General features: G+C 64.9%; 19 protein-coding genes. 2 read left to right on the top strand and 17 right to left on the bottom strand.

The features are described 5' to 3' along the window. Positions 1-58: 58 nt before the first annotated feature. The 15 genes from ftsA to coq7 all read right to left on the bottom strand — a co-directional run bounded on the left by ftsA (position 59) and on the right by coq7 (position 17,260). Positions 59-1,291: a cell division protein FtsA gene (gene ftsA / locus VSR34_RS28695; RefSeq protein WP_028207794.1), complete on the bottom strand. Its 1,233-nt coding sequence runs from the start codon at positions 1,289-1,291 to the stop codon at positions 59-61. 27 nt (positions 1,292-1,318) lie between these two features. Continuing rightward, positions 1,319-2,074, bottom strand: coding sequence for a cell division protein FtsQ/DivIB (locus tag VSR34_RS28690; protein ID WP_028214068.1), 756 nt, complete (start codon positions 2,072-2,074; stop codon positions 1,319-1,321). A 60-nt stretch (positions 2,075-2,134) separates the two neighbouring features. Then, positions 2,135-3,088 (bottom strand): D-alanine--D-alanine ligase, encoded by a 954-nt coding sequence (locus VSR34_RS28685; protein WP_342964176.1) that lies wholly within the window; start codon positions 3,086-3,088, stop codon positions 2,135-2,137. A gap of 5 nt (positions 3,089-3,093) precedes the next feature. Beyond that, the gene (murC, locus tag VSR34_RS28680) at positions 3,094-4,488 is read right to left on the bottom strand and encodes a UDP-N-acetylmuramate--L-alanine ligase (protein ID WP_028214070.1); all 1,395 of its coding nucleotides are present in this window, start codon (positions 4,486-4,488) and stop codon (positions 3,094-3,096) included. After that, positions 4,485-5,588, bottom strand: a complete 1,104-nt coding sequence (murG, locus tag VSR34_RS28675; protein WP_028214071.1) for an undecaprenyldiphospho-muramoylpentapeptide beta-N-acetylglucosaminyltransferase — start codon at positions 5,586-5,588, stop codon at positions 4,485-4,487. The genes murC and murG overlap by 4 nt, the downstream gene beginning before the upstream one ends. After that, positions 5,585-6,862, bottom strand: coding sequence for a putative lipid II flippase FtsW (gene ftsW, locus VSR34_RS28670; protein WP_028214072.1), 1,278 nt, complete (start codon positions 6,860-6,862; stop codon positions 5,585-5,587). Before ftsW ends, murG begins: the two co-directional genes overlap by 4 nt. Continuing rightward, positions 6,859-8,376, bottom strand: coding sequence for a UDP-N-acetylmuramoyl-L-alanine--D-glutamate ligase (gene murD / locus VSR34_RS28665; protein ID WP_028214073.1), 1,518 nt, complete (start codon positions 8,374-8,376; stop codon positions 6,859-6,861). The genes ftsW and murD overlap by 4 nt, the downstream gene beginning before the upstream one ends. Before the next feature lie 41 nt (positions 8,377-8,417). Beyond that, positions 8,418-9,587 carry a phospho-N-acetylmuramoyl-pentapeptide-transferase gene (gene mraY, locus VSR34_RS28660; protein WP_028214074.1) on the bottom strand — a complete coding sequence of 390 codons (1,170 nt, stop codon included), beginning with the start codon at positions 9,585-9,587 and terminating at the stop codon, positions 8,418-8,420. Positions 9,588-9,608: 21 nt separating this feature from the next. Next, positions 9,609-11,024 (bottom strand): UDP-N-acetylmuramoyl-tripeptide--D-alanyl-D-alanine ligase, encoded by a 1,416-nt coding sequence (gene murF, locus VSR34_RS28655; RefSeq protein WP_028214075.1) that lies wholly within the window; start codon positions 11,022-11,024, stop codon positions 9,609-9,611. After that, on the bottom strand, positions 11,021-12,571 hold the full coding sequence (locus VSR34_RS28650; RefSeq protein ID WP_028231740.1) for a UDP-N-acetylmuramoyl-L-alanyl-D-glutamate--2,6-diaminopimelate ligase: 1,551 nt from the start codon (positions 12,569-12,571) through the stop codon (positions 11,021-11,023). The genes murF and VSR34_RS28650 overlap by 4 nt, the downstream gene beginning before the upstream one ends. Continuing rightward, positions 12,568-14,454, bottom strand: a complete 1,887-nt coding sequence (locus VSR34_RS28645) for a penicillin-binding protein 2 (protein ID WP_028214077.1) — start codon at positions 14,452-14,454, stop codon at positions 12,568-12,570. Before VSR34_RS28645 ends, VSR34_RS28650 begins: the two co-directional genes overlap by 4 nt. Continuing rightward, a complete protein-coding gene (ftsL, locus tag VSR34_RS28640; protein WP_028214078.1) occupies positions 14,451-14,807 on the bottom strand; it encodes a cell division protein FtsL in 357 nt (118 codons plus the stop codon). Before ftsL ends, VSR34_RS28645 begins: the two co-directional genes overlap by 4 nt. Then, positions 14,804-15,757, bottom strand: coding sequence for a 16S rRNA (cytosine(1402)-N(4))-methyltransferase RsmH (gene rsmH, locus VSR34_RS28635; RefSeq protein WP_036020423.1), 954 nt, complete (start codon positions 15,755-15,757; stop codon positions 14,804-14,806). Before rsmH ends, ftsL begins: the two co-directional genes overlap by 4 nt. Positions 15,758-15,773: 16 nt before the next feature. After that, positions 15,774-16,202, bottom strand: a complete 429-nt coding sequence (gene mraZ / locus VSR34_RS28630; RefSeq protein ID WP_028214080.1) for a division/cell wall cluster transcriptional repressor MraZ — start codon at positions 16,200-16,202, stop codon at positions 15,774-15,776. A gap of 395 nt (positions 16,203-16,597) precedes the next feature. Next, positions 16,598-17,260: a 2-polyprenyl-3-methyl-6-methoxy-1,4-benzoquinone monooxygenase gene (gene coq7 / locus VSR34_RS28625; protein WP_028214081.1), complete on the bottom strand. Its 663-nt coding sequence runs from the start codon at positions 17,258-17,260 to the stop codon at positions 16,598-16,600. A gap of 308 nt (positions 17,261-17,568) precedes the next feature. Between coq7 and VSR34_RS28620 the strand changes: the two genes are divergently transcribed. Then, positions 17,569-18,768 (top strand): porin, encoded by a 1,200-nt coding sequence (locus VSR34_RS28620; RefSeq protein ID WP_028214082.1) that lies wholly within the window; start codon positions 17,569-17,571, stop codon positions 18,766-18,768. 149 nt (positions 18,769-18,917) lie between these two features. Here the strand turns inward: VSR34_RS28620 and VSR34_RS28615 are convergent, their stop codons facing one another. Beyond that, positions 18,918-20,591 carry a long-chain fatty acid--CoA ligase gene (locus tag VSR34_RS28615; protein WP_028231742.1) on the bottom strand — a complete coding sequence of 558 codons (1,674 nt, stop codon included), beginning with the start codon at positions 20,589-20,591 and terminating at the stop codon, positions 18,918-18,920. A 147-nt stretch (positions 20,592-20,738) separates the two neighbouring features. Then, positions 20,739-22,817, bottom strand: coding sequence for a molybdopterin oxidoreductase family protein (locus VSR34_RS28610; protein WP_342964175.1), 2,079 nt, complete (start codon positions 22,815-22,817; stop codon positions 20,739-20,741). Positions 22,818-22,995: 178 nt separating this feature from the next. Here VSR34_RS28610 and VSR34_RS28605 point away from each other — a divergent pair, with 178 nt between their 5' ends. After that, the gene (locus tag VSR34_RS28605) at positions 22,996-24,189 is read left to right on the top strand and encodes a M20 aminoacylase family protein (RefSeq protein WP_342964174.1); all 1,194 of its coding nucleotides are present in this window, start codon (positions 22,996-22,998) and stop codon (positions 24,187-24,189) included. The last annotated feature ends 210 nt before the right edge of the window (positions 24,190-24,399 follow it).

Raw genomic sequence — 24,399 nt, 5'->3', positions numbered from 1 at the left:
CCGTCACCAGCGCGATTTTTTGAAGCTCGTACTTCGCCTTCGGTACTGCGTCGGTCTATCAGAAGCTGCCGAGGAACCAGTCCTTCATGCGGGAGAAGACCTGCCCCATCGACCCCGACTGCACTGCAACCTTGCGCCCGCGCATGCGCTGCGAGCGGCCTTCCACGAGCAGGCCCATCGCCGTCGAGTAGCGCGGATTGCGCACCACGTCGGCAAGACCGCCCGCGTACTCCGGCACGCCAATGCGCACCGGCTTCAGGAAAATGTCCTCGCCCAGCTCCACCATGCCCGGCATCATCGCGGCGCCGCCCGTCAGCACGACGCCCGAGCTGAGCAGTTCTTCGTAGCCCGACTCGCGCACCACCTGCTGAACGAGCGAGAAGAGCTCTTCCACGCGCGGCTCGATCACGGCTGCGAGCGCCTGACGCGACAGCGTGCGCGGACCGCGCTCGCCAAGCCCCGGCACTTCGATCATCTCGTCCGGATCGGCGAGCGCCTGCTTTGCGATGCCGTAGCTCACCTTGATGTCTTCCGCGTCGGGCGTCGGCGTGCGCAGCGCCATGGCGATGTCGCTCGTCACCTGGTCGCCCGCGATCGGAATCACCGCGGTATGTCGAATCGCGCCTTCGCTGAAGATCGCGATGTCGGTGGTGCCGCCGCCGACGTCGACGAGCACCACGCCCAGTTCCTTCTCGTCCTCGGTCAGCACCGCCAGCGACGACGCGAGCGGCTGCAGGATGAGGTCGTTCACTTCGAGCCCGCAGCGGCGCACGCACTTCACGATGTTCTGCGCCGCGCTCACCGCGCCCGTCACGATGTGCACCTTCACTTCGAGGCGAATGCCGCTCATGCCGATCGGCTCGCGCACATCCTCCTGGCCGTCGATGATGAATTCCTGCGTGAGGATGTGCAGCACCTGCTGATCGGTCGGGATGTTGATCGCCTTCGCCGTTTCGATCACGCGCGCGACGTCCGCCTGCGTGACTTCCTTCTCCTTGATGGCAACCATGCCGCTCGAGTTGAAGCTGCGAATGTGGCTGCCCGCAATGCCGGTGAATACGTTAGTGATCTTGCAGTCGGCCATGAGTTCCGCTTCTTCGAGCGCTCGCTGGATAGACTGCACCGTGGCCTCGATGTTCACCACCACGCCCTTCTTGAGACCTTTCGATTCGCTCTGGCCGAGGCCGATCACTTCGTAGTGGCCTTCGCCCTTTAGTTCGGCGACGACGGCCACCACCTTCGACGTCCCGATGTCGAGGCTGACCAGCAGATCCTTATAGTCTTTACTCATATCGTGCTCGTTGCGTGTGATGTCCTGTTACTTCTTGCCCGGAGCGGGCGTGTCACTGATGAAGCGCATCCCCGCTGCGCGTATCGCAAACCCGTTCGGATAACGCAGGTCCGCGTATTCGATCTCGTTGCCCCAACGTTGCGTGACCGCCGACCATGCCGCGATGAGGCGATGCGAGCGCTCGTTGAGCGTTTCGGCGTTGCGCTCGCGGCCGAGTTCCACCTGCATGCCGTTCGAGAGCTTCACCGTCCACGCGTAGCGAGGCGAGAGCGTCACTTCGTCGGGCGTGAGTCCGAGCGGCGCAAACCACTTCGCGATGTCGCGATAGCGCGCGACCACTTCGGGCGCCGTGCCCTCGGGGCCGTCGAACGCGGGCAGTTCTCCGTCCAGCTCGCCCTGGTTCGCCGTGAAGAGCTCGCCGTCCGTGCTCACGAGTTGATCGCTGCCCCACGTGCCCAACGGTTTGTACTCTTCGAGCGTGACAGCCAGCGCATTGGGCCACACCCGGCGCACGCTCGCGTGGCGCACCCACGGCATCTGCTCGAACGCGGCGCGCGCCGCATCGAGATCGACCGTGAAGAAGTTGCCCCTCAGCCGGCCGACCACACTCGCACGCACGGTGGGCGAATTGATGTGCTCGGTGTCGCCGTCGATGCGGATCTCGCGAAGCGCGAAGTTGGGGCGCTGCACGAGCCAGTAGCAGCCGGCCGCCAGCAGCGCGAGCGCGAGCAGCGCGTTCAACGCGTTCGCGGCAAGGTTGAGCTGGCGTACGTTATTCCACATGTCGAGATTGTCGGTTCAATGCAGGTTCGGCAATTCGTCGGTCAGAGATTCATCAGGGCTTCAATCTTTCAGCGTGAGGGCCAGCACGCGCACCACGAGGTCGCGATATTCGATGCCCACCGCACGCGCGGCCTTCGGCGGCAACGAGTGGTCGGTCATGCCTGGCGCCGTGTTCACTTCGAGGAAATACGCGTTGCCTGCGCCATCCATCATGAAATCGGCGCGGCCCCAGTCGGTGCAGCCGAGCACGTCGAACGCGCGGCGCGCGAGCTTCTTGAGTTCCGCTTCCTTCGCAGGCGCCAAGCCGCAGGGAATCAGATACTGCGTCGTGTCGAGGATGTACTTCGCGTCGTAGTCGTAGAACTCGCCCGCCGGCACGATCTTGATGATCGGCAGATCGAGGTCGCCCGCGATACACGCGGTGTACTCGCCGCCGCCTTCGATGCTCTTCTCCACCAGCACGATCTTGTCGAACTTCGCGGCTTCTTCGAGCGCCGGCACGAGTTGGCTTTCCGCCTTCACCTTGATCACGGCGACGCTGGAGCCTTCGCTCGCGGGCTTCACGAAGAGCGGCAGGCCCAGCTTCGCCAGGATCTGCGGCGCGCGCGCCGCGTAGTCGTCGCCACGCAGGACGGCTTCGAACGGCGGCGTCGGAATGCCGAGTTGCTGCCACACGAGCTTGCTGCGGAACTTGTCGAGCCCCAGCGCCGAGCCCAGCACGCCGGTGCCCGTATAGCGGATGCCGTAGAAGTCGAGCGCGCCCTGGATCTGGCCGTTCTCGCCGTAGCCGCCGTGCAGCGCGTTGAATGCGCGCACGAAGCCCTCGTCCTTCAACGCCGAAAGCGGTCGCTCGGAGGGATCGAACGGATGCGCGTCGATGCCTGCGCTCTGCAGCGCCAGAAGCACCAGCGCGCCCGATTTGAGCGACACCTCGCGCTCGGCGGACACGCCGCCGAACAACACCGCCACCTTGCCGAACTGCTTCGGATCGAATTTGGGATCGATACTGCTCATGTCACTCACGCCTTCTGTTCCTGGGCTGCGATCCGACCCGGCACGCCGCCGATCGAACCCGCGCCCATCGTAATCACCACATCGCCGTCGCGCACCACTGCCGCGAGCGCCTCCGGCACTTCATCCACGGTCTCGACGAACACCGGCTCGACCTTGCCCGCCACGCGAATCGCACGGGCGAGCGCGCGGCCGTCCGCGGCGACGATCGGCGCTTCGCCGGCCGCATAGACATCGGTCAGCACGAGCGCATCGACGGTCGAAAGCACGCGCACGAAGTCTTCGAAACAATCACGCGTGCGCGTGTAGCGGTGCGGCTGGAACGCGAGCACGAGACGCCGCTCGGGAAACGCACCGCGCGCGGCCGCAATCGTCGCCGCCATCTCCACCGGGTGGTGGCCGTAGTCGTCGATCAACGTGTAGGTGCCGCCGCCGTTGACCGGGACTTCGCCGTAGCGCTGGAAGCGCCGCCCCACGCCGTTGAATTCCGCGAGCGCGCGCTGGATGTCGGCGTCTTTCACTTCGAGTTCGGTTGCGATGGCGATCGCCGCCAGCGCGTTCTGCACGTTGTGCGTGCCCGGCAGATTCAGCACGACGTCGAGCGATGGCGCGTCCTCGCGCATCACCGTGAAGTACATCTTGCCGTCGCGCGCGATCACGTTCACGGCGCGCACCTGCGCGTCGGACGCGAAGCCGTAGCGGATGATCGGCTTCGAGACGAACGGCAGAATCTCCTTCACGTTCGGGTCGTCCACGCACAGCACCGCGATGCCATAGAACGGCAGACGGTGCGTGAATTCGATGAACGCCTGCTTCAGGCGCGCGAAGTCGTGCCCGTAGGTGTCCATATGATCGGCGTCGATGTTCGTAATGACTTCGATCACCGGGAAGAGGTTCAGGAACGAAGCGTCCGACTCGTCGGCTTCCGCCACGATGAAGTCGCCCGTGCCGAGGCGCGCGTTCGCGCCCGCGCTGATGAGACGGCCGCCGATCACGAAGGTCGGGTCGAGCCCGCCCGCGGCCAGCACGCTCGCCACGAGCGACGTCGTGGTGGTCTTGCCGTGTGTGCCCGCAATCGCGATGCCCTGCTTCAGGCGCATCAGCTCCGCGAGCATCACGGCGCGCGGCACGATCGGAATGCGGCGATGGCGCGCCGCGAGCACTTCGGGGTTGTCGCTGCGCACCGCGGTTGAGACGACCACGGCGTTCGCGCCTTCGATGTTCTCTTCGGCGTGGCCGATCGCGATGCGCGCGCCGAGCGCGGCGAGTCGATCGGTGACGCCGTTCTTCGCGAGGTCCGAGCCGCTCACCTGGTAGCCGAGGTTGACGAGCACTTCGGCGATGCCGCTCATGCCCGCGCCGCCGATGCCGACGAAATGGATATGTTTGACGATGTGTTTCATTGCTTTCCTCCCGCACTTACGCCCGCCACGGCCGCACAGATGCGCGCGACCTGATCGGCGGCGTCGGGTTTCGCGAGCGCGCGGGCGCGCCCAGCCATTTCCGCCAGCGATGTTCTGGTCTGATGCCGCAACCAGTCGGCGAGACCTTCCGCCGTCAGGTCGCGTTGCTGCACCACGAGTGCTGCGTCCTTGTCGGCAAGGAACGCGGCGTTGGTGGTCTGGTGGTCGTCCACGGCGTACGGGAACGGCACGAAGCATGCCGCCACGCCCACGGCCGCGATCTCGGCCACCGTCATTGCGCCCGAACGGCAGACCACGAGATCCGCGTTGCGGTAGGCGCTCGCCATGTCGTCGATGAACGGTACGAGCTGCACCGTGTCACCGGGTTCGAGTCCGGCGTCGATATAGTTTTGACGCAAGGCGTCGATGTGCTTCGCGCCCGCCTGATGCACGATCTGCGGACGCTCTTGCGGCGCGAGCAGCGACAGCGCGCGCGGCACGACTTCGTTGAGCGCCGTCGCGCCGAGGCTACCGCCTACGACGAGCACGCGCAGCGGACCGCTGCGCGCGGCGTAGCGCGCCTGCGGCTCGTCGACGTGTTCGAGCGCCTCGCGGATCGGGTTGCCGGTCCACTCGGCGTTCGGCAGCGCGCCGGGGAACGCTACGAGTACGCGCTTCGCGAGCTTGGCAAGCACCTTGTTCGCGAGTCCCGCGATCGAGTTCTGCTCATGCAGCACGAGCGGACGGCCCGACAGCGCACTCATCACGCCCGCCGGGAACGTGATATAGCCGCCCATGCCGAGCACCACATCGGGCTTCACGCGACGCAGCGCCGCAAGACTCTGCGTGCAGGCGCGCAGCAGATTGAGCGGCAGCATCAGCTTGGTCTTGATGCCCTTGCCGCGCACGCCGCCAAAGCGCACGTATTCCATCGCGATGCCGTGTTTCGGGACGAGCGTCGCTTCCATGCCTGCGGGATTGCCGAGCCATACCACGCGCCAGCCCCACTGCTCCATGCGATGCGCGACGGCGAGCCCCGGGAACACGTGTCCCCCTGTGCCGCCGGCCATCACCATGAGCGTGCGCGTTGCAGCCGTCATACCTTCCCTCCGCGCATCAGAACCCGGTTCTCGTAATCGACGCGCAACAACAGCGCGACCGCGACGCAGTTGAGCAAAATGCCCGAGCCGCCGTAGCTGACGAGCGGCAGCGTAAGCCCCTTGGTCGGCAGGAGACCCAGGTTCACGCCCATGTTGATGAAGGCCTGCGCGCCGAACCACACACCGAGCCCCTTGGCGACGAGACCCGCGAACGTGCGGTCGAGCGCGAGCGCCTGGCGGCCGATTTCGAACGCGCGCCGCACGATCCAGTAGAAGAGCAGGATCACGACCATCACGCCCACAAAACCGAGTTCCTCGCCGATCACGGCGAGAATGAAGTCGGTGTGCGCTTCCGGCAGATAGTTGAGCTTCTCGACACTGCCGCCGAGCCCCACGCCGAACCACTCGCCGCGTCCGAAGGCGATCAACGAGTGCGTGAGCTGATAGGCCTTGCCCTGGGCATAGCGGTCGTCCCACGGATCGAGGTACGCGAAGATCCGCTCGCGACGCCACGGCGACGCCCATACGAGCAGCGTGAAGGTGCCCACGGCCGTGGCCACGAGGCCGCCGAACAGCTTGCCGTTCACGCCGCCGAGAAACAGCACGCCCATCGCGGTCGCGGCGATCACCATGAACGCGCCCATGTCGGGCTCGAGCAGCAGCAGCGCGCCGACCACGCCCACGGCGAACGCCATCGGCAAAAAGCCCTTCGCGAAGCTGTGCATGTATTCCTGCTTGCGCACCGTGTAGTTCGCCGCATAGACCGTCACGGCGAGCTTCATGATTTCCGACGGCTGCATGTTCGTGATACCGAGCGGAATCCAGCGCCGCGCGCCATTCACGCCCTTGCCGATGTGCGGAATGAGCACGACCACGAGCATCGCGAGCGCGATGAGGAAGAGCTTCGGCGCGTAGCGGTCCCACGTGGAAACGGGAATGCGAAACGCGATCAGCGCCGCGATCGTGGCGATCACGAGCGAGACGATGTGGCGCACGAGAAACGCCCAGTCGCGGTAAGAGGCGTACTTCGGCGAATCAGGCATGGCGATCGACGCCGAGTAGACCATCACCACGCCAAGGCCGAGCAGCGCGATCACGGCCCACAGCAGCGAGTGGTCGTAGTCGAGCATGCGCGAGCGGCCGGGGCGCACGCCGTTGACGACGCTCGACAGGCCACCCGAGCGCGCACCGCCGCCCGACGAACCGCTCGCCTTGGCGTCTGCCTGAGCGCCTGGGCGCGAGAGGCGCGTCCCGAATCGTTCGGACCAGCTCATATCATCGTCCCCCGCTCTGCGGCGATTTCTTCCACGGTGTCGTGGAATACCGCCGCACGATGGGCGTAGCCCTTGAACATGTCGAAGCTCGCGCAGGCCGGCGAAAGCAGCACCACGTCGCCCGGTTGCGCGAGTGCCGTGGCGGCGCGCGTGGCTTCCTCGAGCGTCGCGTGGTCGCTCATCGCGATGCCCGTGGCTTCGAGCGCCGCGCGGATCTTCGGCGCGTCGCGTCCGATCAGCATCACGGCGCGGCACCAGCGCGCCACGGGCTCAGCCAGTGGATCGAAGTCCTGGCCCTTGCCGTCGCCGCCCGCGATCAGCACGGCGCGCTGCGCGAGGCCGTCGAGCGCGGCAACCGTTGCGCCCACGTTCGTGCCCTTGCTGTCGTCCACATAGTCCACACCGTCGATCGAGGCGATCAGTTCCACGCGATGCGGCTCGCCGCGATACTCGCGCAAGCCGTGCAGCAGCGGCGCGGGCGGCAGATCGATCGCGCGCGTGAGCGCGAACGCCGCGAGCGCGTTCGCTGCGTTGTGCAGGCCGCGAATGCGCAGCGCGTCGGCGGGCATGAGGCGCTTCATGCCGAGATGCACGGGCGCGGCTTCCTGTTGTTTGCGTCGGCGCGGCGAGACAGGCTCGTCGTTCGCGTCGAGATCGTGTGCCTGGACGAGCCATTGCATGCCGTTCTCGCGCGAGAGACCCAGGTCGCCTTCGTTTTGCGGCTCGTTCAGGCCGAAGGTCACGATCTTCGCGCCGGTGCTTCCCTTCACGCTTGCGAGCGACATGACCCGTGCGTCGTCGCGGTTGAGCACGCGCGTCGTGCGCGGCCCGAAGATACGGCCCTTCGCGGCCGCGTAGGCATCAAGGCCGCCGTGCCAGTCAAGATGGTCCTGCGTGATGTTGAGGACCGCCGCAGCATCGGGCTCGAAAGTATGCGCCGTCTCCAGCTGGAAGCTCGACAGCTCGAGCACCCACACGTCCGGCAGCGCGGTGTTGTCGATCGCTTCGGCGAGCTTGTCGAGCATGGCCGGGCTGATGTTGCCCGCCACCGCCACGCGCTTGCCCGCGCGCTCGCAGAGCGTGCCCGTGAGGCTCGTGGTGGTCGTCTTGCCGTTCGTGCCCGTGATGGCGAGCACCCTCGGCGCATAGCCGCTCTCGCCGAGATGACGCAGCGCCTGCGCGAAGAGTTCGAGCTCGCCCCACACTTCGATGCCGCGCTCGCGCGCCGCCGCGATCAGCGGCACGAGATCTTCGGCGAGCGGCGAAAGGCCTGGGCTGATGGCGACGAGCTCCACGCCCTCGAGCAGCGCGGGCGTGAACGGACCGCCGACGAAGTCGGCATCGATGCCGCGCACCGCGAGTTCGGGGAGATTGGGCGGCGCTTCGCGCGTGTCGGCAATGCGCAGGCGGCAACCATGCCGCGCGCACCAGCGCGCCATCGCGAGACCCGATTCCCCGAGTCCCAGCACGAGCACCATCGGCTTTTGCCGATCCCGAAACTTCTCGCCGAACATCGCTTGCTTTCCTTCCTTGTCTGGTGACTTGGTGTAGTGGCTCAACGCAGCTTGAGCGTGGACAGACCGATCAGACACAGCATCAGCGTGATGACCCAGAAACGCACGACGACCTGCGTTTCTTTCCAGCCGGTCAATTCGAAATGGTGATGCAGGGGCGCCATCTTGAAGATGCGGCGCCCTTCGCCGTAGCGCTTTTTCGTGTACTTGAACCAGGTGACCTGCAGCATCACGGAGAGCGTCTCCGCAACGAAGATGCCGCCCATGATGAAGAGCACGATTTCCTGACGCACGATCACCGCGATGGTGCCGAGCGCGCCGCCGAGCGCGAGTGCGCCCACGTCGCCCATGAACACCTGCGCGGGATACGTGTTGAACCAGAGGAACGCGAGCCCTGCCCCGCCCATTGCCGAGCAGAAGATAAGCAGTTCGCCCGCGCCCGGAATGTGCGGAAAGAGCAGATATTTCGAGTAGACCGAGCTGCCCATCACGTACGCGAACACGCCGAGCGACGCGCCGACCAGCACGACCGGCATGATGACGAGGCCGTCGAGACCGTCGGTGAGGTTCACGGCGTTGCTCGCGCCGACGATCACGAAGTACGTGAGCGCGATGAAGCCCCAAACGCCGAGCGGATAGCTGATCGACTTGAGGAACGGCAGCAAGAGGTCGGCGCGCGCGGGCAGACCCATGGAAAGACCGCTCCTCACCCACGCCATGAAGAGATCGAACACGCGCACATTGCTCGCCTCGGAAACGCTGAACGCGAGATACACGGCCGCGAAGAGGCCGATCACCGACTGCCAGAAGTACTTCTCGCGCGAAGACATGCCGCGCGGATCCTTGTAGACGACCTTGCGATAGTCGTCGACCCAGCCGATCGCGCCAAAGCCGAACGTAACGAGCATCACGATCCAGATGAAGCGGTTCGTGAGGTCGCCCCACAGCAGCGTGGAAACCGCGATGCCAAGCAGAATGAGCACGCCGCCCATGGTGGGCGTGCCGGACTTCACGAGGTGAGTCTGCGGGCCGTCCGTCCGCACAGCCTGGCCGACCTTCATCGCGGTGAGCTTGCGGATCACCCACGGGCCGAGAAAGAGCCCGATCGCCATCGCGGTGATGGTGGCCATCACCGCACGGAACGTCAGATAACTGAACACGCGCAAGAAGCTTGCGTCATTCTGCAGCCATTGCGCCAGCGCCAGTAGCATGCCTTGTATTCCTTTTGTATTTCAGTGCGCACCGGACTTCACGTCCGGCGCAGGGTTTTGCGGATTGGTTAGAGCCGCCACGACTCGCTCCATCTGCATGAAGCGCGAGCCTTTCACGAGAATCGTCGCGCCGGCGCCGTAACCGCCGGCCGCGAGCGCGCGCACGAGTTCGGCGACGTCTGCCGAATGCAGCGCCCGCGCGCCGAACGCCGCCGCGCTATCACGCGCCGCGTCGCCGAGCGTGTAGAGCGCATCGATGCCGCGTTCGTTCGCATAAGCGCCCACCTCACGGTGAAACGCGGGACCGTCGTCGCCGACTTCGCCCATATCGCCCAGCACGAGCACACGCGGCGACGCATGCGAAGCGAGCACGTCGATCGCCGCACGCACCGAATCGGGGTTCGCGTTGTAGGTGTCGTCGATCACCGTTGCGCCCGCGAGTTCCCCGAGCGCCGCGCGCTTCACCTGCAAGCGGCCCTTCACGGGCTCGAACGCCTCCAGTCCGCGCCCGATCGCCTCGAGCGGCACGCCCGCCGCAAGCGCCGCCGCCGTGGCCGCGAGCGCGTTGTGCGCGTTGTGTGCGCCAAGCACCTTCAACTCCACTTCGAGCTGGCCTTCCGGCGTCGCGATCGCGAGACGCCTTGCACCAACGAGCTTGCCCGTGACCGCCGCCTCGACCGCGTTCGCCTCCGTATGCAGCGCGAAGTCGAGAATGCGCGAACCCGTGGCCGCCACGCGCCAGATGCTCGCGTAGGCGTCGTTGGCGGGAAACACCGCGACGCCCGTGGGCTTGAGCGCGTGAATCACGCTCGCATGTTCGAGCGCGACGGCTTCCACCGTCGCCATGAATTCCTGATGCTCGCGCTGTGCGTTGTTCACCACCGCGACGGTCGGCTCGGCAAATCTCGCGAGCAGCTCGGTCTCGCCCGGATGATTCATGCCGAGTTCGACCACCGCCAGCCGATGAGCGCCGCTCAAGCGCAGCAACGTTAACGGCACGCCGATGTCATTGTTGAGGTTTCCGGCCGTTGCAAGACGCGAATTTTCTCCAACGGCCGCCTCGAAAATCGACGCGATCATTTCCTTGACCGTCGTCTTGCCGTTGCTGCCCGTCACGGCCACGAGCGGCATCGAGAATCGCCGGCGCCAGCCGAGCGCGAGCGCGCCGAGCGCCGTGCGCGTGTCGTCCACGCGCAGCGCGGGAATGCGCCAGTCGCCGGGACTGCGTGCGACGAGGACCGCGCTCACGTGACGGTTGGCGACCTCGCCGAGAAAGTCGTGGGCGTCGAAACGGTCGCCTTTGAGCGCGACGAAGAGATCGCCGGGGCCCGCCGAGCGGCTATCGGTAGCAATGCGCTCGAACGTCGCGTTCTCGTCGCCGAGTACGCTCGCGCCGGGAATCAGCGCCGCGGCGTCGCGCAGGGAAAGCATCGTCATTCACCACCTCCGCGCCCGTGCGTGGCACGGGCTGCGAGAGCAAGCCGCGCATGGTCCTGATCGGAGAACGCGCGCTTCTTGCCCATGATTTCCTGGGTCGCCTCATGGCCCTTGCCGGCCAGCACGACGACGTCTTCGCGCGCCGCGCCGCGCACCGCCTGCAGGATCGCGCTCGCGCGGTCCTCGATGCGGCGCGCCTTCGCGGCGTCGCGCATGCCTAGCACGATCTGGTCGATGATCGCGGCGGGCGATTCGCTGCGCGGGTTGTCGCTCGTCACGACGACCTGGTCGGCGAGGCGTTCCGCGATCGCACCCATGAGCGGGCGCTTGGTCGCGTCACGATCGCCGCCGCAGCCGAACATGCAGAGGAGCTGGCCGCCGCGCGCGGCAGCGATTGGGCGCAGCGCTTCGAGGGTTTTTTCGAGGGCGTCCGGCGTATGCGCATAGTCGATCACCACGAGCGGCTCGTCGTGATCGGCGCGCCCGCCAAGGCGCTCCATGCGGCCGTTCACCGGCTGCAGCTTCGAAATCTCGTTGAGCGCCGCCACGAGCGGCACGTTCGCCGCGAGCAGCGCACCGAGCACGCCAAGCAGATTGCTCACGTTGAAGAGGCCGAGAACATGGACCTCGACCTGCGCCTCGCCCCAGTCCGACGTTTCCAGATGGAACGCCGTGCCCGTAGCCGTCGCGCGTACGTCGTTCGCGCGCAGCCAGGCGTCGGCGACGGGCGCGTCGGCGGCAGGCGTATCGACGCCGTATGCAATCGTGCGCGCTTTGCCGCGCGTGGCGGCGATCAGGCGGCGGCCCGCAGCGTCGTCGGCGTTGATGATTGCCGCGCGCAGGCCCGGCCATGCGAACAGACGCGCCTTCGCAGCCTCGTAGGCCTCGAACGTGAGGTGATAGTCGAGATGGTCCTGCGTGAGATTCGTGAAGACGGCGATGTCGAACGACGTGCCGTTCACGCGACCCTGGTGCAGCGCGTGCGAGGAGACTTCCATCGCAATCGCCTGTGCGCCATCGGTACGCAGTTGACCGAGGCTGCGCTGCAGTTGCGGCGCATCGGGCGTGGTGAAGCCCGTGTGCACGAGCTGGCCGGGAAAGCCGCTGCCCAGGGTTCCGACGATCGCGCACTTCTGGCCGATGCCCGTGAGCGCCGAAGCGATCCACTGGCTGCACGAAGTCTTGCCGTTCGTCCCAGTCACACCGACCATCAGCATCGCATCGCTCGGGTCGCCGTACCATCCGCTCGCGATCTCGCCCGCGAGCAGGTCGAGCTGCGGCACGGCGAGCGCGATGGACACATCTGGCTTCTGGCCCACATAGCCTTCCGGCTGAAACAGCACGGCTGCCGCGCCACGCTCGATCGCGTTGGCGATATGCGCGCGGTTGTCCGCGCCTTCCACGGCATAGGCGACAAACACGTCGCCCGGCTCGAGCGAGCGTGTGTCGGCATGCAGGCCGGCTGTGGGCGCGACGTGCGCGCGCAGCCATGCGAGCGCGTCCGCGATCTGCCGGTGCGCGGGATGCTGGGTGCGCGTGGCGCTCATCGAACGACTCCGGGTCGATTTCTGGTGTTGTCAGCGACGGTCATGTGCCGCGCGGCGACGGGGGACTTGTTGGCAGGCGCATTCGCGGCATGCTTCGGGGGCGCGTTGGCAGCGGCCGGCGCGGAAGCGGCCGCGGCGCCGTTGTCTTCGACGACGAGTTGCTTCACCGGCATGTCGGGCGGCACGTTGAGCGTGCGCAGCGTGTCGCCGACGATGCCCGAGAACACCGGACCCGAGACCGCGCCGCCGAAGTGGCTGCCCGCGGTCGGCTCGTCGACCGATACGGCGACGACAATGCGCGGATTCGGCATCGGCGCCATGCCGATGAACGAGGCGCGGTACTTCGAGCGGTCGTATCCGTGCGGGCCGTGCTTGTATGCCGTGCCGGACTTGCCGCCCACGCGGTAGCCGGGCACGGCGGCGTCGGGAGACGTGCCGTCCTTCGACACCACGCTTTCCAGCATCGTGCGCACCTCGCGCGCCGTGGTCGGCGCGAAGACCTGGGTGCCCTGCACCGGCTGGGTGTCGCCGGGGTGGCGGAAGATCGTGACGGGCAGGATCTGGCCGTCGTGTGCGATCGCCGTGTACGCGCGCGCGAGCTGGAAGAGCGAAACGGAGAGGCCGTAGCCGTAGGACATCGTCGCCTGTTCGATACGGCGCCAGCTTTTCCACGGACGCAGGCGGCCCGCCGCCGCGCCGGGGAACCCGACTTTCGGCGCCTGTCCGAGACCGATACTGGTGTACATGTCCCACATTTCTTCGGGCTTGAGCGTCATCGCGATCTTCGTCGCGCCGATGTTGCTCGACTTCTGGATCACGCCACCGACCGTGAGGACGCCGAATGCGGAGTCGTCGGTGATGGTCGCGCCGTCGAGCGTGAAATGGCCCGGGCCCGTATCCACCAGTGTACTCGGCGAGACGCGGTGCAGATCGAGCGCGAGCGACACCGTGAGCGGCTTCATGATCGAGCCGGGCTCGAACACGTCAGTGAGCACGCGGTTGCGCAATTGCTCGCCCGTGAGGTGCGAGCGGTCGTTCGGGTTGTAGGTCGGATAGTTGACGAGCGCGAGCACCTCGCCCGTGCGCACGTCCACGACCATGGCCGCGCCGGCCTTGGCCTTGAACCGCTCCACGGCGGCCTTGAGGTTCGAATAGGCGATGTACTGGATCTTGCTGTCGATGGACAGTTCGACGTCCTTGCCATCGTGGGGCACGACCGTTTCGTCGACGTCTTCGACGATATGGCCCAAACGGTCCTTGATGACGTGACGTATGCCCGGCATGCCAGCGAGAACCTTTTGGTCGGCAAGCTCGACGCCTTCCTGGCCCTCGTCCTCGACGTTGGTGAAGCCGATCAGGTGAGCGGCGACGTCGCCCTCGGGGTAAAAGCGCTTGTATTCGTTGCGCTGATAGACGCCGGGAATGTCGAGCGCCGTGACCTTCTGCGCGACGTCGAGCGGCACCTGTCGCTTCACATAGACGAACGTCTTGTCTTCCGAGAGCTTGGCACGCAGCTCTTTCGTGCTCATGCCGAGCAGCGTGCCGAGCTGGTTGAGCTTGTCGGCGCCGAGATCGTCGGGCACGGCTTCGGGAATCGCCCAAATTGCGCGCACGGGCAGGCTCGTGGCAAGCACGAGTCCGTTACGGTCGAGAATCTTGCCGCGCGTGGCCGGCAGCTCGATCGTGCGCTGATAGCGGCTTTCGCCCTGCTTCTGATAGAAGGCGTTGCCCGGGCCCTGAATCCAGAACGCGCGCGCGGCCAGCGCGACGAACGCCATGAACAGCAGGAAGACGACGAGCTTCGAGCGCCACATCGGCAGGCGCACGGAGAGAATGGGGTTCGCGCTGAAGGCCACGCTCTTGCGGCGATTGTCCTTTTTCATCGCGTGCCTCCGCGGCGGGCAGGCGTGGGTGCACCGCCCTGCGGGGGCGCGGAGGTCGGCACCGGAGCGTCGACGGCCGCCGACGCGCCCGGCGCGAGCGTCAGATATTGCGTGCGTCCGGTCGTGACGGGCTGCATCTTGAGCGAGTCGGTGGCGATCTGTTCGATGCGCGAGGTTCTCGACAGCGCGCTTTGCTGATATTGAAGCTGTGCGTAGTCCTGCTGGAGCTGATGCTCCTGCGACTGCGCGCGTTGCAGCTGAATGAAGATCTGGCGCTGCTGATTGGTCGCGTTCACGACCGATAGCGCGCACCCCATCACGACGATCAGCAGGAAGATGTTCAGGCGATTCATGGCGTGACGCGCTCCGCGATGCGCATCACGGCCGAGCGGGCGCGCGGGTTCGCGGCGACTTCCTCGTCGCTCGCGAACACGCGGCCGAGCAGCCTGAGCGGCGGGCTCGGCAGGTCGACGGCGCGGATCGGCAGGCGGCGGTCCACCGCCGGCGCGCTCGCGTGCGCCTGCATGAATCGCTTGACGATCCGGTCCTCGAGCGAATGAAAGCTGATGACCACCAGCCGCCCCCCCTGTTCCAGCAACGACAGCGCTGCTTCTAGAACGACCTGCAGCTCCGCAAGCTCTTGATTGACGTGAATCCGTATAGCCTGAAAGGTGCGGGTTGCCGGGTCCTTACCCTTCTCACGGGTTTTGACGACGTTAGCCACGATTTGGGCAAGCTCGCCCGTGCTGTCGAGAGGCCCGAGACGGTCGGACTCTGCCCGGCGAGCAACAAGCGCCTTTGCAATCTGAAAAGCAAACCGTTCTTCCCCATAATCCCGAATTACCTCCGTCAGTTCCTGCAACGTGGCCCGAGCGAGCCAGTCAGCGGCGGACTCGCCGCGCGTCGGGTCCATCCGCATGTCGAGCGGACCATCGGCGCGGAAACTGAAACCGCGCTGCGGATCGTCGAACTGCGGCGACGACACGCCAAGGTCCAGCAACACCCCCGACACACGCCCTACCCCGCGCGACGCGAGCTCGTCGCGCAGCGAAGCAAAACTCTCATGCACGATCGAAAACCGCGCGTCGCCAATGGTTTGCGCCGTCGCGATCGCCTGCGGATCCTTGTCGAACGCGATCAGGCGCCCGGCTTCACCGAGACGCCCGAGGATCGCGCGGCTGTGGCCGCCACGGCCGAACGTGCCGTCTACATAGACGCCGTCCGCGCGCGTGATCAACGCGTTCACCGCTTCGTCAAGCAGCACCGTGCGATGCTGCAGTCCCGGTCCCATCGCAGATGCCATAGCTTTTTAACCGCGATCAGAACGTGAAATTTTTCAAGGCGTCGGGCATGCCCTGAGCCATCGCCGCCTGTTCCTTGGCGGCGTAGGTCTGTGCATCCCACAACTCAAAATGACTACCCATGCCGAGCAGCATGACTTCCTTTTCCATTCCTGCTGCCAGACGCAATTCAGGTGAGACGAGCACACGGCCCGCGCTGTCGACATCGACGTCGGACGCATTGCCGAGAAAGATGCGGCGCCACCAGTGCGCATCCATCGGCAAGGCGGCGACCTTCGCACGGAACACTTCCCATTCGGGGCGCGGAAATAGCAACAGGCAGCCGTCCGGGTGCTTGGTGATCGTCACCCGGCCTTCTGCCTGTTGTTGCAGCGCGTCCCGATAGCGCGACGGAATCGACATCCGCCCTTTCGCATCGAGTGTCAGCGCCGACGCCCCCTGGAACAATTTGCTCCCCCTAATGCGGCGCTTTTCGCCGCCCGCCTAAATCTCAGAAAATCTACCCGAATACGCGCTTGAAATCACACAAAAATACACTTTCTCACACTGTCTCCCACTTTAGAGTAACGACCAACGAGGGTCAAGGGAGGCTCAACGTTTTTTGACGAATTTATCCGCTAGAACAAGGACTTAGCGGCACTTGTTGAAGTCGGCGCAGAAGCCAAAAACCGTTATGAATGAACGAGCTAACGAAGGTTCTGAAGGTGATACGTGAAAAGCGCGGCGATAATCGGCCTATGGCGGGGACGGGCGGGGATTAGCGGGGATGAAAAACGTAAGACTGAAAGCTCTGAAAGGCTGATTGCATCCGGCCGGCACCAAATGCCGGCCGGTAGGTGGAATCAAACGTAGTAAGCAGTGCGCGTCATGATTTTGGATGCTACACGCATGAGGGAACGCACAGGAAGCGGCAATTCGGCTCCCCCGAGATCGATGGCCGATTTTGCGTGTGAGATTTCGTCGGCGCGCATCTGCTCGACGATCGCGCGAGACTCGAGGTCGGCGGGCGGCAGGCTGTCGAGATGGCTGTCCAGGTGATGCTCGACCTGACGTTCGGTTTCGGCCATGAAGCCGAGGCTCACCTTGTCGCCGAGACGTCCAGCGGCAAACCCGATTGCGAGTGCGCCCGCGTACCAGAGCGGATTGAGCAGGCTCGGACGCGAGTCCAGCGCCTGGAGACGGCGCGAGGTCCACGCCAGATGGTCCTCTTCCTCGCGCGAGGCTTGGTCGAAGGCGGCCTTGAGCGAGGGAGAGCGCGCCGAGAGTTTCTGGGCCTGATACAGCGCCTGGGCGCACACTTCGCCCACGTGATTGACGCGCATGAGGCCGGCCGCATGCGCGCGTTCGGCGGGCGTGAGTTCGCTGCCGACGGGCACCGCTTCGCCCGCGGGCGTGACTTCGACGGTGACGGGCGAAGGCTGCGGCATCGGGCGCGTCATGCGCGACACGCCGGCCATCGAGCGCAGGCCCCGGTCGAATTCGGTAATCAGATCATCTAGCGTCATTCAGCCTCCCTTCGTTTCGTCTGCGAGCCGGAGTCGTTCGCTCGCCCCGCAATGCTTCCGGACCACTACACAAACTCACGGAGCCCCGTCAATCCGTGGTAGCGCATATGGTTAGCAGCATATTTTAGGCCATGTTGTGTAAACGAAACAGGTACTTAGATGCGCCCTGCTTTTCCTTTGTGGCTATTAACCCTTTTGTTACATTACGTGCAACTTCTCGCGAAGTTGGAAGGACGGGACCCCACGCTAGACAAAAAACTGGTTCCGCGACAAGACGCAAAAGATTCGCAAACACTGGAGATCATTCAATGAAGAAGTCGCTTCTCGCGCTGGCTGCGCTGGGCGCGTTCGCGGGCGTGGCTCACGCTCAGAGCAGCGTCACGCTGTACGGCATCATCGACGAAGGTTTCAACATCAACACCAACTACGGTGGCAAGCATCTGTACAACCTGTCGAGCGGCGTTCTGCAAGGCAGCCGCTTCGGCCTGCGCGGCGCTGAAGACCTCGGCGGCGGCCTGAAGGCAGTCTTCGTGCTCGAAAACGGCTTTGACGTGAATACCGGCGCGCTCGGCCAGGGTGGCCTGATGTTCGGCCGTCAGGCTTACGTTGGCCTGAGCAGCTCGCAGTTCGGCACCGTCACGCTGGGTCGCCAGTACGACTCCGTCGTCGACTACGTCGGTCCCCTCGGAGCAGGCGAGCAGTGGGGCGGCTACATCGTCGCTCACCCCGATGACCTCGACAACTTCAACAACGCCTACCGCACGAACAACACTGTCAAGTTCACCAGCGTGGACTACGCTGGCCTGAAGTTCGGCGGCACGTACAGCTTCGGCGGCCAGGCGGGCAACTTCACTGGCAACCAGATCTGGTCGCTCGGCGCGGGCTACAGCAACGGTCCGCTGACCCTCGGTGTCGGCTACCTTAACGCGCGCACGCCGGCAGCATCGGGCGGCCTGTTCAACAACGGCCCCACCCCGACCACGCCGCCGGCAGCAGCACTTACAGCCGGTAAGAATCCGGTGTATTCCGGCTTCCAGACGGCCAACACGTACCAGGTCATCGGTGCAGGCGGCGCGTACACGTTCGGCGCAGCAACGTTCGGCCTCACGTACTCGAATGTCAGCTTCCGCAACCTCGGCGCGGTCACGATTACCGGCGTACCGGCTTACCAGCGCGGCGCGAACGCCAACTTCAACAACGTCGAAGCGAGCTTCAAGTACCAGTTCACCCCGGCGTGGCTGGCTGGCTTTGCGTTCGACTATACGGACGGCAGCAGCGTCAGCCTGGCGAACGGCACGAGCAACGGTGGCGCGAAGTACTTCCAGTACGCGCTGGGCACGGACTACTTCCTGTCGAAGCGCACGGACGTCTACCTGGTCGGCGTGTACCAGCACGCTACGGGTACGAACTCGAACGACCGCGCAGCTGTCGCCTCGATCAACAACCTGACCGCTTCGACGAGCAACAACGTCTTCACGGCTCGCGTCGCTATCCGTCACAAGTTCTAACAAGAACAGTCGCTGTAATCTCGAAGGCGCCTCCGGGCGCCTTTTTTCTTTGCGGCGCTGGTTTGTTGCCGGCGCAACGCGGGTGAAAGAAAAGCGGCCTGCCCACGAAGGACAGGCCGCTTTTCGTCAGCCTCGGCGATGCCCGTCGTTCAAGCGCGCCCGTCGCGCAGTTCGCGACGCAGAATCTTGCCGACATTGCTCTTCGGCAGGTCATTGCGGAACTCGATGATCTTCGGCCGCTTGTAGCCGGTGAGCTGGGTCTTGCAGTACTCGAACACTTCCTTGTCGGTTAGCGCCGGATCCTTCTTGACGATATAGAGCTTCACGGCTTCGCCCGAATGCTGGTCCGGCACGCCGACCGCCGCCACTTCGAACACCCCGGGCAGTTTCGCGACCACATCCTCGACTTCGTTCGGATAGACGTTGAAGCCCGAGACGAGAATCATGTCCTTCTTGCGGTCGACGAGCTTGATATAGCCGCGCGCATTCACGAGGCCGACGTCGCCCGACTTGAAGTAGCCGTCCGGCGTCATGACCTTTGCCGTTTCTTCCGGGCGCTCCCAGTAGCCCGCCATCACCTGTGGCCCGCGAATGCAGATCTCGCCCGCCTCGCCGAGCGGCAGCTCGTTGCCTGCGTCATCGCGGATCGAGATTTCGGTGGAAGGCAGCGGCAAGCCGATCGTGCCGGTGTATTCCGTGGCCGTGACCGGATTGCAGGTGACCGACGGCGAGGTTTCGGAAAGCCCATAGCCCTCGACAATCGGCGTATGCGTGCGCTCGTACCAGCGTTTCGCGACAGCCTCCTGCACCGCCATGCCGCCGCCGTTCGCGACGAGCAGATGGGTGAAATCGAGCTTGTCGAACTCCGGGTGGTTGAGGATTGCGTTGTAGAGCGTATTGACCGCGGGGAACGTCGTGATCGAGTAGCCGTGCAGCTCCTTGATCATGCCGCCGATGTCGCGCGGATTCGGAATCAGGATCGCCAGACCGCCCGTGCGGATCGACAGCAGCCCGCAGACGGTCAGCGCGAACACGTGATAAAGCGGCAGTGCGGCGACTGTCACGGCCTGGGCGCCGGACGGCAGCTTCGCCAGTGCGGGCGCGGTCCATGCCGCCGACTGCAGTACGTTGGCGATCAGGTTGCGATGAAGCAGCGTCGCGCCCTTGGCCACGCCGGTTGTCCCGCCCGTGTACTGCAGAAAGGCGACGTCGTCGGGCGTCTGCTCGACGCGCCTGAAGCCCGTGCGCGCGCCGGCCGCGAGCGCGTCGTTGAAACGCACGTAGCCCGGCAGATTCCAGGCCGGCACCATCTTCTTCACGCGCCGCACGACGAAGTTGACGATGAAACCCTTCGCCCCGAGGAGGTCGCCCATCGACGCCACCAGCACGTGCTTCACCCGCGTATTGGCGAGGACCGCGCTCAAGGTTCCGGCAAAATTCTCGAGGATGACGATGGCTTCGGCACTGCTGTCTTTCAACTGATGTTCGAGTTCACGCGGCGTATAAAGCGGGTTGACGTTCACGACGACGTACCCGGCGCGCAGCACCGCGGCCAGCGCCACCGGGTACTGGAGCACATTGGGCATCATGAGCGCGACGCGCGCGCCGCGTTCGATGCCGCGCGACTGGAACCACGCGGCCAGACGTTGCGAGAGTTGGTCCAGCTCACCATAGGTGATCGTCTTGCCCATGCATGCGAAAGCGGGCTTGGCTCGGAACTCACTGAAGCTCTCTTCGAGCAGCGACGTGATGGACGGGTAACGGCTCGCGTCGATTTCCGCGGGAACGCCGGGCGGGTACGATTTCAGCCAGACTTTTTCCATGCGGCGTCTCCTCCTTGATTTTTCGAATGGTCGTGCTAAAAAGCGGATCGTAGCATGGCGATTCCGCTTTTTTGTCAGTGAATCAGCGAGTTAGAAAGGCCCCTCCAACACGCGTTGAAGGGCGGCTGGCCAGGTTGTGAGGCACCCTCAGGCGCGTTCGACTTCGACCAGGCAGTCATAGAAGGTCGCCGAGCCGCCAAGGTCGGTAAGCGCCTGGCTCGTCACCTCATTGGCGTTGCGGCCGTCCGGCGCCAGCTTCTTCCACCAGATCGACAGGCCCACCACGAGGCCGCGGCGAGCCCGGTCGGTGACGCGCGCACGCGCGCGCATCGAGCCTCGGTCGTTGAACACGCGGACCTCGTCGCCATCGACAATCTCGCGGCGCGCGGCGTCGGCCGGATGGAGATCGACGTGCGGCTCGCCTTCGGTCGCGCGCAGGCTCTCGACGTTCACGAAGGTGCTGTTCAGGAAATTTCGCGCAGGCGGCGAGATCATCGCGAGCGGATAGCGTGCAGCGAGTTCGGGCGCGCCGTCTGCCGACTCGTACGGCGGCAGGTAGTCGGGCAGCGGGTCGAGCCCAGCCCTCGCAAGCGCCTCGCTATGGAACTCGCACTTGCCCGTGGGCGTGCGAAAGCCGCCGTTCGCAAACGGCGCTTCCGGGATATTGAGCTTCAGCCACCCCTCGCGCTTGAGCGTCGCCCAGTCCGCACCGCCAAGCGCGGGATCGCTCCAGTCGAATGCATGGGCCGCCACGTCTTCGTCGCTTTCGAAGAGCGCCGGCTCGGTCAAGCCCATCGCGTGCGCGATCGAGCGGAAGATTTCGGTATTGGGCCGCGCCTCGCCAACCGGCTCGATGGCGGGCAGGTTCGCCATCACGTGCGTGTGGCCGTAGGATTTGTGGACGTCGAGGTGCTCGAGCTGGGTCGTTGCCGGCAGCAACAGATCGGCGTAATCGGCCGTATCGGTCTGGAACTGCTCGAGCACGATCGTAAATAAATCTTCGCGCGCAAAGCCCGCCGCGACTTTCGCCGACTCCGGCGCGACCGCGACCGGGTTCGAGTTATAGACGACGATCGCCTCGATCTTCGGGCCGAACGCGGCGTCGCCCTTGTGCGTGAGCGCGTCACCGATCTGGTTCATGTTCACGATACGCGGTTGGTGCTGCGGCCAGCCGGGGATCAGATCGGGGCGCTGGAGCGCGTTCCCGTCGACAGGCGCCCAACCGGACGACGAAAGCAGCACACCGCCCGCGCGCTCGCGCCAGGCGCCCGTCAATGCGGGCAGGCACGCGATCGCGCGCACGGCGTTGCCGCCGCCGCGCACTCGTTGCAGGCCGTAGTTCATGCGGATCGCGGCCTTGCGCGTCGAGGCGTAGAGGCGCGCGAGTTCGACGACGATCTGCTCCTCGATGCCGCAGATCCCGGCGACGCGCGCGGGTGTGTAGGTCAGCGCACGCGCCTTCAGCGCCTCGAAGCCATGCGTGTGGGCAGCGATGTAGGCGTGGTCGAGCCGGTCCTCCTTGATGAGCACATGCATCATGCCGAGCGCCAGTGCACCGTCGGTGCCGGGCTTGACCGCTATGTGCTGATGACACTTCTCGGCCGTCAGCGAACGGTATGGGTCGATCGCGATCAGCTTGGCACCCTTGCGCTTCGCCTCCTGTGCGTGGGTCCAGAAGTGGAGGTTAGACGCGATTGGGTTCGCCCCCCAAATCAGGATCACCTCACTTTCCGAGAAGTGCTCGGTGAGCATTCCGATGCTCGAACCGAACGTATAGCGCAACCCGGCCGCGCCGGCTGCCGCGCAGATCGTGCGGTCGAGGCGCGATGCGCCAAGCTTGTGGAAGAAGCGCTGCGCGATGCTGTCGCCCTGAACCAGTCCCATGGTGCCCGCGTAGCTGTACGGCAGAATGGCTTCGGGCGCGCGTCGAGCGATTTCGCCGAGACGCGCCGCAGCGATCCGGCTGGCCTCGTCCCAGCTGATCGGCTCGAAGCGGCCCTCCCCTTTGCGCCCGACGCGCTTCATCGGCTGTGTCAGTCGCTTCGGATGATGGACGCGCTCTGCGTAGCGGCTGACCTTCGTGCAGAGGACGCCCTGCGTCGGCGGATGATCGGGATCGCCGCTCACCTTGATCGCCCGGCCGTTTTCGACCGTGACGCGCATCGCGCAGGTATCGGGGCAGTCGTGCGGACAAACGGCGCGGGCAAATTCGGCTGGGGCGTTCATCGGGAATCCGTGGGTGAGGCGTTATGGCGTATTGGCGATTTTATTATGCCCGTGGCCTGCGCCTTACTCGCCCCTGTGGGTTGGCGCGAAAAAAAAGGTTGGGCGTAGAATGGTCCGTCTAGACCCGGCCTCTTAAGGAGACAAAGGCCGGGCGCCCACTTTTTGAGCACCGTCAGCCATGAAACTGATTCCGGAAATCCAGGCCGCCCAAGGGGAAATTCAGGGCCTCCGACGAACGATCCACGCCCATCCCGAACTGCGCTACGAAGAGACCCAGACATCAGACCTCGTTGCATCGAAGCTCGCCGAATGGGGCATCGAAGTGCACCGGGGCATGGGGCAGACCGGTGTCGTCGGCGTGCTAAAGCGCGGCACCGGCAAGCGCATGATCGGATTGCGCGCCGATATGGACGCTCTGCCGATCCAGGAACTCAACACCTTCGATCATCGCTCGCGCAATGACGGCAAGATGCATGCGTGCGGCCATGACGGCCACACGGCAATGCTGCTCGGCGCGGCGCAATATCTCGTTCGGCACGGGCAGTTCGACGGCACGATCGTCTTCATCTTTCAGCCCGCCGAAGAAGGCGGCGCCGGTGCCAAGGCCATGATCGAGGACGGACTCTTCGAGCAATTTCCCGTGGATGCCATCTTCGGCATTCACAACTGGCCCGGCATGCCGACCGGCTACTTCGGCGTGACCGAAGGGCCGATCATGGCTTCCAGCAACGAATTCCGCATTGAAATCAGGGGTGTGGGCGCGCATGCCGCGCTACCGCACAATGGGCGGGATCCTGTGTTCACGGCTGTCCAGATCGCGAACGGCCTGCAAAGTATCATCACGCGCAACAAGAAGCCGCTCGATACGGCCGTGCTGTCGATCACGCAGATCCATGCCGGCGATGCGGTCAACGTCGTGCCGAATACGGCGTGGATCGCAGGAACGGTGCGCACCTTCACGACAGAAACGCTGGATCTAATCGAGTCGCGTCTGCGCAAGATCGCGGAGAGCACAGCAGAAGCGTATGACTGTTCCGTCGACATCAGTTTCCACCGAAACTATCCGCCAACGGTGAACAGCAGTGCGGAGACGCGATTCGCCGCGGAGGTCATGCGTGAGTTGGTCGGCGCAGATCGTGTCGACTCGAGCGTCGAGCCGACCATGGGTGCAGAAGACTTTTCATTCATGCTGCTGGAAAAGCCGGGATGTTACGCGTTTCTCGGCAATGGTGAAGGAGACCACCGTGAAGTAGGACACGGTGCTGGCCCCTGCATGCTGCACAACGCGAGCTATGACTTCAACGATGAACTGCTGCCGGTGGGATCATCGTTCTGGGTGCATCTTGCGACGAAGTTCCTGGCTCAGCAGTGAGATAGTGCTTCAACGCGAAAAGCCGTCCAGGGGACGGCTTTTTTGTTTTCCGGCTGCTGCTTTTGCGCACGCCCAAACGCCAAAACCCCGGCGCTCATTGAGAGACACCGGGGTTCTGGACGTTACGGCATGAGGAGCCTGACGATTACCTACTTTCACACGGGCAATCCGCACTATCATCGGCGTGGAGTCGTTTCACGGTCCTGTTCG

Source organism: Paraburkholderia sp. JHI2823 (assembly GCF_038900695.1).
GTDB classification, from domain to species: domain Bacteria; phylum Pseudomonadota; class Gammaproteobacteria; order Burkholderiales; family Burkholderiaceae; genus Paraburkholderia; species Paraburkholderia mimosarum.
This window is presented reverse-complemented; position numbering and strand designations above follow the sequence as displayed.

Coding starts and splice junctions, on each gene's coding strand:
- ftsA (WP_028207794.1), bottom strand. CDS start 1,291: ATGAGTAAAGACTATAAGGATCTGCTGGTCAGCCTCGACATCGGGACG.
- murD (WP_028214073.1), bottom strand. CDS start 8,376: ATGTTCGGCGAGAAGTTTCGGGATCGGCAAAAGCCGATGGTGCTCGTG.
- murG (WP_028214071.1), bottom strand. CDS start 5,588: ATGACGGCTGCAACGCGCACGCTCATGGTGATGGCCGGCGGCACAGGG.
- VSR34_RS28610 (WP_342964175.1), bottom strand. CDS start 22,817: ATGAACGCCCCAGCCGAATTTGCCCGCGCCGTTTGTCCGCACGACTGC.
- VSR34_RS28650 (WP_028231740.1), bottom strand. CDS start 12,571: ATGAGCGCCACGCGCACCCAGCATCCCGCGCACCGGCAGATCGCGGAC.
- murF (WP_028214075.1), bottom strand. CDS start 11,024: ATGACGATGCTTTCCCTGCGCGACGCCGCGGCGCTGATTCCCGGCGCG.
- ftsL (WP_028214078.1), bottom strand. CDS start 14,807: ATGAATCGCCTGAACATCTTCCTGCTGATCGTCGTGATGGGGTGCGCG.
- VSR34_RS28615 (WP_028231742.1), bottom strand. CDS start 20,591: ATGGAAAAAGTCTGGCTGAAATCGTACCCGCCCGGCGTTCCCGCGGAA.
- VSR34_RS28690 (WP_028214068.1), bottom strand. CDS start 2,074: ATGTGGAATAACGTACGCCAGCTCAACCTTGCCGCGAACGCGTTGAAC.
- mraY (WP_028214074.1), bottom strand. CDS start 9,587: ATGCTACTGGCGCTGGCGCAATGGCTGCAGAATGACGCAAGCTTCTTG.
- VSR34_RS28645 (WP_028214077.1), bottom strand. CDS start 14,454: ATGAAAAAGGACAATCGCCGCAAGAGCGTGGCCTTCAGCGCGAACCCC.
- VSR34_RS28620 (WP_028214082.1), top strand. CDS start 17,569: ATGAAGAAGTCGCTTCTCGCGCTGGCTGCGCTGGGCGCGTTCGCGGGC.
- VSR34_RS28605 (WP_342964174.1), top strand. CDS start 22,996: ATGAAACTGATTCCGGAAATCCAGGCCGCCCAAGGGGAAATTCAGGGC.
- ftsW (WP_028214072.1), bottom strand. CDS start 6,862: ATGAGCTGGTCCGAACGATTCGGGACGCGCCTCTCGCGCCCAGGCGCT.
- rsmH (WP_036020423.1), bottom strand. CDS start 15,757: ATGGCATCTGCGATGGGACCGGGACTGCAGCATCGCACGGTGCTGCTT.
- coq7 (WP_028214081.1), bottom strand. CDS start 17,260: ATGACGCTAGATGATCTGATTACCGAATTCGACCGGGGCCTGCGCTCG.
- murC (WP_028214070.1), bottom strand. CDS start 4,488: ATGAAACACATCGTCAAACATATCCATTTCGTCGGCATCGGCGGCGCG.
- VSR34_RS28685 (WP_342964176.1), bottom strand. CDS start 3,088: ATGAGCAGTATCGATCCCAAATTCGATCCGAAGCAGTTCGGCAAGGTG.